The sequence below is a fragment of the Myxococcaceae bacterium JPH2 genome, assembly GCA_016458225.1.
In the GTDB taxonomy this organism is placed as follows: domain Bacteria; phylum Myxococcota; class Myxococcia; order Myxococcales; family Myxococcaceae; genus Citreicoccus.
This window is the reverse complement of the sequence record JAEMGR010000012.1, coordinates 36,426-47,849: the sequence shown is the minus strand read 5'-3', so window position 1 is coordinate 47,849 and position 11,424 is coordinate 36,426. Positions and strand designations below refer to the sequence as shown.

Below are 11,424 nucleotides of genomic sequence, written 5' to 3'. Positions count from 1 at the left end.
GAATGAGCCTTCTGCAACGCATGACCGTCACCAATCCCCAGAAGGTCTTCTGGATGACCTGGCTGGGACAGCTCGTCTCGCTGCTCGGCTCGGGGCTCACCAGCTTCGCGGTGGGGGTGCAGATCTTCCGAGACACCCAATCCACCACGCAGTTCGCGATGCTCACCTTCTTCTACTTCGCGCCCATGGTCGTCCTGGCGCCCATCGCTGGCGCGTACATCGACCGGTGGGACCGCCGACGCGCCATGCTGCTCGCCGACCTGGGCAGCGGCGTGAGCACGCTGCTCATCTTCGCGCTGGTGGTGGCCGGCAACCACGGGCTCATGGAGGTGCGCCCGTGGCACTTCTATCTGCCCGTCGGCCTGGCCGCGTGCTTCGGCGCGTTCCGCTGGCCCGCCTTCTACGCCACCGTGGCGTTGGTGGTGCCCAAGGAGCACCTGAGCCGCGCCAACGCCATGGGCGACATCGCGCACGGCGCGGGACAGATTCTCTCGCCCATCATCGCCGGCGCGCTGGTGGCGAGCGTGGGCCTGCAGGGCGTCATCCTCGCGGACCTGTCCTCGTTCGTGTTCGCGGTGGGAACGCTGCTGCTCGTGCGCTTCCCCCGGCCCACGGCCAGCAAGGAAGGCCAGGTGGGCAAGGGCTCACTGCCACAGGAGATTCGTCAGGGCTGGGCCTTCATCCGCGCGCGGCCCGGACTCTTCGGGCTCCTGTGCTACTCGCTGCTCACCAACTTCATCCTCGCGCTGGTGTCGGTGCTCATCACCCCGCTGGTGCTGAGCTTCACGGACATCCCCACGCTCGGCGTCATCCTCTCCATCGCCGGCACGGGCGCGCTCGCGGGCGGCGTGATGATGGGCGTGTGGGGCGGACCCAAGCGGCTCATCCTCGGCATGTTCGGGTTCCAGATTCTCTCGGGCCTGGTGCTGTTCCTCGCCGCGCCGCTGCCCAGCGTGCCCATCGTCGCCACGGCCGCGACGCTCTACCTGTTCTGCACCCCGCCCATGTCCGCGTGCAGCGCGGCCATCTGGCAGCGGAAGATTCCGCCTGACCTCCAGGGCCGGACCAGCTCCGTCAAGCGCATGTTCGTGCTGTGCGCGCCGCCGCTGGCGAGCCTCGCCGCGGGTCCGCTCGCCGACCACATGTTCGAGCCGTGGATGGCGCCGGGTGGACTGCTGGCGAACAGCTTCGGCCGGGTGTTCGGCGTGGGCCCGGGGCGCGGCATCGCGCTGCTGTTCCTCTTCCTGGGCATCGTCGTGCTCATCAACGTGCTGATGGCGTGGCTCAACCCGCGCGTGCGCAACGTGGAGTCCGAGCTGCCTGACGCGCTGCCCGAGGTGCCCACGCCCGCCAGCCTCTCGGATTCCGACGTCGCCCCGCTCACACCCTCGCCCGGAGCCACCCCGTCATGAGCGCGCTCAACAACATCCTGCGCATGTTGCGCATGCTGCCGTCCGCCTTCGCGGTGGCGAGCCCCGGCCTGGGTCCCTGGCTGGCCCGCCGCCGCTGGCCGCGCACGCAGGGCTCGCGGACGCTGCAGGGCCTCCACGGCAAGGTGGAGGTGATTCGCGACACGTGGGGCGTGCCGCACATCTTCGCGAACGACGAGCACGACCTCTTCTTCGCGCAAGGCTACGTCCACGCGCAGGACCGCATGTGGCAGTTGGAGATGGGCCGCCGCATCGGCAACGGGCGGCTGGCCAGCGCCGTGGGGCCCATGGGCGTCGCGGCGGATCAGCTCATGCTCACCCTGGGCCTGCGCCGCGTCGCCGAGCGCACCTGGGAGCAGGTGGACCCCGAGGCGCGCGCCATGCTGGAGGCCTACGCCGCCGGCATCAACGCGCGCGTGGCCAACGAGCCCCTGTCCTACGAGTTCAGCGTCCTGGGTGTCACGCCCGAGGCCTGGACGCCGATGGACACGCTCATCCGCGGCAACCTGCTGTCGCTCATGCTGGGCGGCAACCACCGGCTGGAGCTGCTGCGCGCGAGACTGGTGGCGGAGGCTGGCGAGGAAGTCGCCAACGCCATCCTCCCGCAGAACGCGCCCGAGACGCCGCTCATCGTCCCGCCCGAGGCCCGGCTGACGGGACTCCAGGGCGTGAAGGCCATGGAGGGCCTGGACGGAATCGACGGCGTGCTGGGCGACCCCAACATCGTCTCGGGCAGCAACAACTGGGTGGTGCACGGCCAGCGCACGCAGAGCGGCAAGCCGCTCTTGTGCAATGACGTCCACATCGGCCTGGGGCTGCCGTCCACCTGGTACGAGAACGGCCTGCACGGCGGGCGCTTCCACCACGTGGGCTTCTCGCTGCCCGGCGTGCCGCTCATCGTCGTGGGGCACAACGGGAAGATTTCCTGGGGCATGTCCAACCTGGGGCCGGACACCCAGGACTTCTACATCGAGAAGTTGGACGACGTGAAGGCGCCCCGGCAGTACCTGTTCCAGGGCGAGTGGCACGACCTGGACATCCGCCGCGAGGAGATTCCCGTGCGCGGCGCGGCGCCCGTGGCGCTGGAGGTCCGCTCCACCGTGCACGGCCCCATCATGAACACGGTGATGAGCCGCGTGCTGGCGGACAGCGAGCCGCTGTCGCTGCGCTGGGCGCTGTTCGAGTGCAAGCCGTTGGTCAACTCGCTGCTGCGGCTGAACCTGGCGACGAACTGGGAGGAGTTCCGGGGCGCCATGGCGCTGTGGGAGAGCCCGGGCCAGAACTTCGTCTACGCGGACACGGCGGGGAACATCGCGTACCAGTCCACGGGGAAGATTCCGATTCGCGCGGGCGGCCACCAGGGCCTCCTGCCCATGCCCGGCTGGGGCGGCGAGTACGAGTGGCAGGGCTACATCCCCTTCGAGGAGCTGCCCGCGTCCTTCAACCCGCCCGCGGGCTTCGCCGTCACGGCGAACAACAAGATCACCTCCGACGAATACCCGTACCTCATCGCGCACAACTGGTTCCCGGGCTACCGCGCCAAGCGCATCACGGACCTGCTGGCGCAGGGCACGCAGCACACCGTCGAGGACATGCAGCGCATCCAGTCGGAGACGTACTCGCTGCCCGCCGAGGCCCTCAGGCCCTTCCTGCTGGCGGTGTCACCCGCGGACGAGTCCCAGGCGCGCGTGATGGACGCGCTCAAGTCGTGGGACCTGCGCTTCGAGACGGACCGCGTGGGCGCGACCGCGTTCCAGGCCTGGTACATCCACATCCTGCGCAACGTGCTGCGCCACAAGCTGGGGCCGGAGCTGGTGGAGCGCTACCTGGCCAGCGAGTACGAGCGCCACGGCAGCCTGCACATGCCCTTCATCATCGGGCTGATGTCCCAGCCGGACAGCCCGTGGTGGGACGACCCGAAGACGCCGGAGAAGGAGACGCGGGACGACATCCTGCGCCGCTCCCTGGCCGAGGCGGCGAAGTGGCTCATCGAGAAGTTCGGGGCGCAGCCCTCGGGTTGGGCGTGGGGCAAGGTGCACACGCTGACGTATGCGCACGGCATGCTCGGCGGCCCGGCCATTCCAGGCCCGGTGCGGCGCGTGTTCAACACGCGCACGGTGCCCGCGCGCGGTGACAACTACTCGGTGGATGGCGCGTCGTTCCTGTGGAACCGGCCCTTCACCGTCGTGCACGGCACGGCGCTGCGGATGATTGTCGACATGAGCGACCTGTCGAAGTCGGTGTCGGTGCACGGGCCCGGGCAGTCCGAGCACCTGTACCACCCGCACCGCGACGACATGTTGGACCTCATCCGCGACGTGAAGTTCCACCCCATGCTCGCCACGCGCGACGCGGTGGAAGCGCACCAGAAGCAGACGCTGACGCTGGAGCCCGCGGCGAAGGCGTGAGTCAGGAAGCGCGGCCCGGGCGCGCTCAGCCCCGGGCCAGCCGCTCCGCGAGCCGAGGCAGCACCTCTCCGGCGGACGCCTCCACGCGCACGTCCGCCAGGCTGTCGCCTCGGCTCTCGCCGATGTTCAGCAGCGCGATGGGCATGTGGCGTTCGGCGGCGCGGGTGACGAAGCGGAACCCCGAGTAGACCGCGAGCGACGAGCCCACCACGAGCAGCGCGTCGCCCTCCTCCAGGAGCGAGAACGCCTCCTCGACGATGGGGAGCGCCACGTTGTCGCCGAAGAACACCACGTCCGGCTTGAGCGTGCCGCCGCAGCGCAGGCACGCGGGGACTCGGAAGGACTGCACCGCCTCGACGGGCAGTTCGGCGTCACCGTCCGGACGCCACTCCGTCGGCGTGTGCGAGAAGTCCGGGTTGAGCGCCAGCAGTCGATTCTGGAGGTCCGGCCGAGTCTCCATGCCGCCACAGTCCAGGCAGCGCACCCGCGACAGCGCACCGTGCAGCTCGATGACTCGCACGCTGCCCGCGTCGTGGTGCAGCCGGTCCACGTTCTGGGTGATGAGGCCGAGCACGTGTCCGTCGCGCTCCAGGTTCGCCAGCGCGTGGTGCGCGGCGTTGGGACGGGCGGATGAGAAGCGGGGCCACCCCAGGAGGCTGCGCGCCCAGTAGCGCGCCCGGACCTCGGGCTTGGTGAGGAACTCGCGGTGCTGGATGGGGTTGCGGGCGCGCGCGCGGGTGCCGGGGCCTCGGTAGTCGGGGATGCCGGACTCGGTGCTGCACCCCGCGCCGGTGAGCGCGACGATGCGGCGCCCGCGCAACAGCGAGGCCAGGGCCTCTACGCCAGCAGCGGCTGCGATCGGAGCGTCCATGGGACAGGCCTTATAACGCTCCCCTGCCCCGCGCGCCGCGAGCGACCTCAGGGGTGGGCGCGCAGTCGCGCGAGGCGCTCGCGGTAGGGCTTCGCCTCCTCGGCGCGGCCCTCTTGCTCCAAGACAGCGGCCACCCGAGCGAGCGCATCCTCCAACCGGGGATGCTCGGTCCCGAGCGCCCGCTCCAGCACCGCCAGCGCGCCCAACGACAGCCGCTCCGCCTGCGCGAAGTCTCGCTCGCGCACGCGGGTCTCGGCCTGCTCCAGGCGCAGGCGAGCCACCTCGGGGTGGTCCGGGCCCAGCGCGCCGCGCACGGTGCCGAGGGCCCGCTCGTACAACCCCAGCGCCTCGGCATAGCGCCCCTGTGCGCGCCGCACCGCGCCCAGCTCGGCCCGCGCGTGAGCGACCTCGAACCCCTCGGCACCGAAGCGCCGCTCCAAGCGAGGCAGCGCGAGCGCGAGCTGCTGCGCGGCCTCTCCCAGTCGGTCCTGATGCGAGAACAACCGCGCCACCTCCACGGCGAGCACGCCTTCCAACTCGTCGTCCCCACCGAGCCGCGCCAGGGCGGCCGAGGCACGCTCGCGCCACTGCTGGGCCCGAGAGGCCTGCTCCGGAGGATTCCCCACGAGGTGCATGGCCAGCGTCCACGCGCGAGCAGCGGAAGCATCGTCCCGCGAAGCCTCTGCAAGGCGACCCGCCTCCACCGACAGGGACTCCGCGTTGGGCCCGGAACGGGCTGCCTCCAAGCGGGCGCGGATCAACGCACGCCCCACGGGATCCACCGCCGCGACCAAGTCCCGAGCAATCGCCGAAGCACCGGCCCCAGCTGCGCGCCCGGAAGCACCGTCGTCGCGAGTGCGCGTCGCAGCCTCTGTATCGCGAACTCCCGCAGGAGCCCTCGCGTCGAGAGCGCGCGCTGCCGCCTCCGTGCCGCGCGCGCCCACAGGAGCCCTCTCGTCGAGCGTGCGCGCTGCCGCCTCCGTGTCGAGCACGACCGGACGAGCAGTCTCGTCACCCGAACCCTTCGCAGCCTCCGTGCCGAGCGCGATCGCACGAACAATCTCGTGACGCGTCCGCGCCGAGGCGTCGCTATCGCGCACACCCGAGGCAGCAGACTCATCGCGCGCGCTCGTCGCGCCCTCCGTGCCGAGCACCGCCCCGGCAGCAGATGACAGTCGGCGCAGCCCTTCTTCCGGAAGTCCGAGCGCCCACAAGGCCCAGGCATCGAGCACGACCGCATCCGCAGGCACCACGCCCGAAGCAGTCCCCACCGGCTTCATGCACGACGCCGACGAGGGCAGTGCCTCCACCGCGAAAGGCGCACGCTCCACCCGAGCCTCCTCCCCGGGCATGAGGCTCCGAAGCAGTGCATCCACCTGCGCGAGCCGCGCGCCCAGGCACGCCATGCGCTGGGAGAGGAGCTCCTCCTCGCCCCGCGCGCACGCGGCGGTCCGCGTCACGTCCCAAGTGTGGGAATAGGCATCCAGCGTGCGTCGCACATGCCTCCACGACTCGTGGGCAAAAGGTCGCCCCGTCGCGAGGAACGCCGCCTCCAGGGTCGTCTTCCGTGGCCCGTCCCACACTCCGGCCCACGCACGGTCCGCGCCTTCACAGACATGCGAATCGCTCACACGGGACGGAAACCGACCACGCCGCAGGCCCATGACGAGCGCCATCCCCGCCGCGAGCAACACCAAGGCCCCCGCGATTCCCCAGACACGCCCGCGCCTCGAGCCCCAGAACATCTTCATCGAATCCCCCACACCGAGCCCCGAGTCCACCCCGTGAAGAACAGGCGCGCCGCGACGTCCATGCGGACCTCGGGCACGCGCCACCGGGCGCAATCCCTCGCGCGGCCCGGCGCCTGCGCCCTCTCGGGGCTCCATCGAAGGGTGAGGAAACGAGACATGGAAAGCGCGCGGCAGCACAGCAGGAGTCTCGGCTGGCGTCGAGCCACCTGCAGCGTCCTGCCATCTCTCGGACAGGTGGCGCGAGCGCAAGGATGAATGCGTGACACCGGTTGAGCGACGGCCTCCTTTCTGGAAGGGTCACCCCATGCGGCGCCTCCGACGCCTCGAGCGGGCCGTCCTGGTCTCGCTCGTCATTCACGCCCTGCTCCTGGCGCTCCTCTGGAACGTGACGCCGGCGCAGCCGCCTTCGCTCGCGCCCTCGCCGCCCAAGCCCCCTCCGCTCTGGATGGACGTCGCCTCGAAGACAGACGCCATCCCGGATTCCCCGAAGCCCGCCACGACAGCGCCCGAAGACAGCGACTCAGCCCGCCCTCCCCTTTCCGGACACGGGCCGCGCTCCCGCCCTCCCGCCTCCAGCCACGCCACGGCGCACGGCGGGACGGCTGCCTCCCCCGGGACACCGCCCCCTGTCGCCTCCGCACCGCCGCCGCGCGGAACGCCCCGCGTGGACACGCCCCGAGCCCAGTTGCCCGGGTCGCTGCCGCCGCACCTCACGCCCTCGCAGGCCCCCCTCGGAGGACTCACCCCGAGCGCCAGCGACGTGCCGCGCGGCCGGACCCTCTACCCCGATGATCCCAGCCTGACCCCCGCGGTGCTCGCGGCGCAGGAGCACGAACGGGTCAGCTCGCGCGTGAGGACCTTCGTCGAGGAGCGCATTGCCCAGGACCGCGTGGAGACCGGCCGCATCCATCCCTACTTCGGGCGGATCCGCGCCTCGCTGGAGAAGCAGATGGCGGAGCCGCCGCTGTTCGACACGCCGAAGATCGCGGTCTCGCTGCTCCAACACTGGGCGGAGCGAGCCAAGGCCTTCGGCGAGAACGGCGCGCCGGGAAGAATGTCCGCCGCGGCGCCTCCCTCGCCCGGGGAGCTGCTCGCCGCGCGAGGTAAGGACAACCCCAACCTCAACAGCCTGCGCCGCCACATCCAGGCCGGTGAGGAGCTGCAACGCTTCGCGGATGGCGTCGCCAAGACGAGCCTCACCGTCACGCTCGAACTGCTCCAAGGCCCCGATGGCACCCTGCGCGACGCCACGGTGCTCATCCCCAGCGGCAACAAGTCCTTCGACGCGTATGTCTTGAACTCGGTGTCCCCCTCGCTGAAAGCCTTGGGGGCGCCGCCCTCGGACGCACCGGGCATCCGCCCCGAGGGAATCCGCAGCGTCTGGGAAGTGGAGGGCCGCGTCTCGTACTTTCGCAAGCTCAAGAAGATGCGCGGCCAGGATGCCTGGTACGTCGCGGCAGCGGCGGTCGCGGGCGTGCTCGCGGGCCGCTTCGAGGAGACCACCGGCGAGGTCGACGTCATCGACGTGCGCAATCCCCACTTCGTCGTGCGTCCGCGCTTGCTGCGTGTCTATTGATTCGTCACGCGGTCGCAACACGAATCGCGGTGCTCTTCGTCAGGCGCTCATGTTACCGATGCGCGCGCTCGAGGCGTGCAAGGGATTCGCGCGCGCCCGAGCGTCATCCATTCGAGAAGGAGTCCCCACAATGCAGTGGCAAAAGAAGCTGAGTGTCGTGGCGGCGGTTTCGGTGGGTCTTGCGGCGGGCGGGGCATACGCGACACCCGGCGATCACCTCTGGAGTCAGAGCTTCGGTGACGGTTCGCAGCAGTTCTCCGAGGACGTCGCGGTGGATGGCGCGGGCAACACCGCCGTGGTGGGGCAGTACACGGGCGGGGCCTTCAACCTGGGCACTGGCGCGCTGCCGCTCGGGGGCTACTACTTCAATCTCTATCTGGCCAAGTACGACAGCACGGGCGCGGCCGTATGGAGCCGAGCCATTCCTGGCATCGATGACGATGACTTCGGCTTCGTGGACTACACGCGTCGCATCGCGTTCGACTCGGCCGGCAATCTCTTCATCGCGGGCAACTACTACGGCACGCCGGACTTTGGCTGCGGGCCGCTCGCGCGGGGCAGCGGCAGCGCGTTCGTGGCGAAGCTGGACGCCGCGGGGCAGTGCGTGTGGAGCAGCGCGTTCCCGGGCGCCTATGTGGAGAACCCGAGCCTCGCCGTGGCGAGCAACGGCTCCGGCGTGGCGCTCGCCGGCCGCTTCCAGGGCACGCTGAACTTCGGCGGCGGTCCGCTGACGACCACCGGCCAGTGGGGCGTGTTCGTGGCGCGCCTGGACAGCGCGGGCAACCACGTGTGGAGCAAGCGCTTCGAGACGACCAACGGCGGCGCCTTCGCGAGCGCGGTGGGCGTGGCCATCGACGGAGCGGGGCGCACGGTGCTGGCGGGCGGCTTCAGCGGCTCGACGAACCTGGGCGCCAACGGGATGAACAGCCACGGCGGGCAGGACGCGTTCGTCGCGCGCTACAACGCCACCGGCGGCCTCATGTGGGGCCGGCACTTCGGTGACGCGGCGGATCAGGTGGCCCACGGCGTGGTCGCGGACGCGGCGGGCAACATCGTGCTCACGGGTGGTTTCGCGGGGACGCTCGGGGTGGACACGGTGAGCCTGAGCGCGCAGTCGGCGTCGGACGCCTTCCTCGTGAAGGTGGACAGCACCGGCCACGGCGTGTGGGGCCGTCAGTTCACGGACACATTCGGCACGCAGCATGGCGTGCAGGTCGCGCTGGACGCGGAGGGCAACATCGCCACGAGCGGCGAGTACACGGGCTACATCGACCTGGGCGCAGGTCCCATCGAGAACGAGGGCGACTTCAAGCGCTACGTCGCGAGGTTCGACAGCGCCGGCACCCTGCTGTGGGGCCTGCCCTTCGTCAGCGATAACGCCGGGTTCGAGGCCCGCCTGGGCGTGGGGCCCTCGGGTGACGTGAGCGTGGCCGGCCAGTACACGGGCTTCGGCTACTTCTACGGCAACGTCTTCCAGAGCCAGGGCAACGTCGGCGTGCTCGACGTCTTCCTCGCCCGATTCCAGGGCTGAAGCAGGGCAGTGACCTGGAGCCGGTCGTCTCCGGGTCACACTCTCGGGCCGGGTCGAAATGCGCCGTGAAATGCCAGTCGAAAATCAGGCTGGCCGTTCGACCTCTGGGTGGGGAGACTTCACTCCCCACCTGGCCTACGAGAGCACGACCATGAAGTACCTGCTGATGATCTACGAGAACGAGAAGGGCTGGATGGAGCTTCCCCCCAAGGAGGCCGACCAGCTCCTGGCCGAGTACGGCGCGTTCACGGCCTCGCTCAAGAACAGCGGCAACTACATCGCGGGCCACGGCCTCCAGCCCACGGCGACGGCCACCACGGTGCGCATCCGCGACGGCAAGCGGCTGACCACGGACGGCCCGTTCGCGGAGACGCGTGAGCAGCTCGGCGGCTTCTACCTGGTGGATGCCAAGAACATCGACGAGGCCGTGGCCATCGCCTCGCGCATCCCCGGCGCTCGGGCCGGAAGTATCGAGGTCCGCCCGGTGGCCGAGTACGCGAACATGCCGGACTGAAGTGCCCCGGACCTCGGGAGCAGGTGCTCCCGGGGCCGGCGCCCGCGCGTGATGGACCTCTCCCCCTCCTCTCACCTCGACCGCGTCTATCGCGAGCACCATGGCCGCATCGTGGCCACGGTCATCCGCGTGCTGGGCGGAGACTTCCTGGCGGCGGAAGAAGTGGTGCAGGAGGCGTTCGCCGACGCGCTGGTGCAGTGGCCCCGGGAGGGCACGCCCCGAGAGCCCAAGGCGTGGCTGATGCGCGCTGCGCGCAACAAGGCGGTGGATCGCCTGCGACGCGGCGAGCGGCTCGACGCGCGAGTGGACGCGCTGGAGGTCGCGGCGCAGGTGGAGCAGGATGCCGCCACGTCTCCGGATGAGCGGGGCTGGTCAGACACGGCGGACGACACGCTCCGTCTGCTCTTCACCTGCTGCCACCCGGCGCTCTCCAGCGAGGCGCAGGTGGCGCTCGCGCTGCGCACGCTGTGCGGACTCACCACCGACGAGATTGCCCGCGCGTTCCTCATCCCCTCCGCCACGCTGGGGCAGCGCCTGGTGCGCGCGCAGCGCAAGATTCGCGACGCGCGCATCCCGTACATCATCCCGGACGAGGAGATGCTGGCCGAGCGCACGCTCGGAGTCCTGCACACGCTCTACCTCGTCTTCTCCGAGGGCTACGCGGCGACGGAGGGCCCGGAGCTCCTGCGCGTGGACCTGTGCGCGGAAGCGCTGCGCCTGGGGCGACTGGCGCGAGAGCTGATGCCGCGCGACGCGGAGGTGGCCTCGCTCCTGGCCCTCATGCTGCTCCACCACGCGCGGCGCCATGCGCGGGTGGCCCCCGACGGCGGACTCATCTTGCTGGACCACCAGGACCGCTCGCGATGGGACCGCGCGGAGCTGAACGAGGGGTTGGAGCAGCTCGACATAGCGCTCTCCCTGGGCGCGTGCGGTCCCTACGCGCTCCAGGCGGCCATCGCCGCGCTGCACGCGCAGGCCCCGAGCGCGCAGGAGACCGACTGGGAACAGATTGTCGCGCTTTACGGCCGCCTGTGCGTCATTGCCCCGGGGCCGGTGGTGGAGCTGAATCGCGCCGCGGCCGTGGCCATGGCGCGCGGACCGGATCAGGGGCTCGCGCTGGTGGACGACCTGGAGGCCAGCGGCCGGCTGGAGGGCTATCACCTGCTGCCCGCGGCGCGCGCGGACCTGCTGCGCCGCTTGGAGCGATGGAAGGAAGCCGCGGCCGCGTACCAACGCGCGCTGGCGCTCGTGCGCACGCAGCCCGAGCGGAGGTACCTGGAAGAGCGGCTGCGCGAGGTGCTCGACGCGAGCCGCGAGACCTGACGCGGTGACTGCTACGCTCC

Annotated in this window: 8 protein-coding genes; 6 read left to right on the top strand and 2 right to left on the bottom strand. The window is 70.7% G+C overall.

What is annotated here, in order from left to right; translation table 11 throughout:
* The first annotated feature begins 2 nt into the window (after positions 1–2).
* Positions 3–1,412, top strand: a complete 1,410-nt coding sequence (locus JGU66_19785; GenBank protein MBJ6763013.1) for an MFS transporter — start codon at positions 3–5, stop codon at positions 1,410–1,412.
* A complete protein-coding gene (locus JGU66_19780) occupies positions 1,409–3,838 on the top strand; it encodes a penicillin acylase family protein (protein MBJ6763012.1) in 2,430 nt (809 codons plus the stop codon). The genes JGU66_19785 and JGU66_19780 overlap by 4 nt, the downstream gene beginning before the upstream one ends.
* Positions 3,839–3,863: 25 nt before the next feature.
* Here the strand turns inward: JGU66_19780 and JGU66_19775 are convergent, their stop codons facing one another.
* Entirely contained in the window at positions 3,864–4,709 is an 846-nt protein-coding gene (locus JGU66_19775; GenBank protein ID MBJ6763011.1) for an NAD-dependent protein deacetylase, read from the bottom strand.
* A gap of 47 nt (positions 4,710–4,756) precedes the next feature.
* A complete protein-coding gene (locus JGU66_19770; protein MBJ6763010.1) occupies positions 4,757–6,208 on the bottom strand; it encodes a tetratricopeptide repeat protein in 1,452 nt (483 codons plus the stop codon).
* 556 nt (positions 6,209–6,764) lie between these two features.
* On the opposite strand from JGU66_19770, the gene JGU66_19765 reads away from it, so the two are divergent.
* From JGU66_19765 to JGU66_19750, 4 genes are all read left to right on the top strand, one after another.
* Positions 6,765–8,036 carry a hypothetical protein gene (locus JGU66_19765; protein ID MBJ6763009.1) on the top strand — a complete coding sequence of 424 codons (1,272 nt, stop codon included), beginning with the start codon at positions 6,765–6,767 and terminating at the stop codon, positions 8,034–8,036.
* A 130-nt stretch (positions 8,037–8,166) separates the two neighbouring features.
* Positions 8,167–9,567 carry a hypothetical protein gene (locus tag JGU66_19760; protein MBJ6763008.1) on the top strand — a complete coding sequence of 467 codons (1,401 nt, stop codon included), beginning with the start codon at positions 8,167–8,169 and terminating at the stop codon, positions 9,565–9,567.
* A 151-nt stretch (positions 9,568–9,718) separates the two neighbouring features.
* Positions 9,719–10,081, top strand: coding sequence for a YciI family protein (locus tag JGU66_19755; GenBank protein MBJ6763007.1), 363 nt, complete (start codon positions 9,719–9,721; stop codon positions 10,079–10,081).
* A 48-nt stretch (positions 10,082–10,129) separates the two neighbouring features.
* Positions 10,130–11,404, top strand: a complete 1,275-nt coding sequence (locus tag JGU66_19750) for a sigma-70 family RNA polymerase sigma factor (GenBank protein ID MBJ6763006.1) — start codon at positions 10,130–10,132, stop codon at positions 11,402–11,404.
* Positions 11,405–11,424: the final 20 nt, after the last annotated feature.

Bases quoted from the DNA above. Each gene is read 5' to 3' on its own strand.
- JGU66_19785 (MBJ6763013.1), top strand. From the start codon at position 3: ATGAGCCTTCTGCAACGCATGACCGTCACCAATCCCCAGAAGGTCTTC.
- JGU66_19780 (MBJ6763012.1), top strand. From the start codon at position 1,409: ATGAGCGCGCTCAACAACATCCTGCGCATGTTGCGCATGCTGCCGTCC.
- JGU66_19775 (MBJ6763011.1), bottom strand. From the start codon at position 4,709: ATGGACGCTCCGATCGCAGCCGCTGCTGGCGTAGAGGCCCTGGCCTCG.
- JGU66_19765 (MBJ6763009.1), top strand. From the start codon at position 6,765: ATGCGGCGCCTCCGACGCCTCGAGCGGGCCGTCCTGGTCTCGCTCGTC.
- JGU66_19760 (MBJ6763008.1), top strand. From the start codon at position 8,167: ATGCAGTGGCAAAAGAAGCTGAGTGTCGTGGCGGCGGTTTCGGTGGGT.
- JGU66_19755 (MBJ6763007.1), top strand. From the start codon at position 9,719: ATGAAGTACCTGCTGATGATCTACGAGAACGAGAAGGGCTGGATGGAG.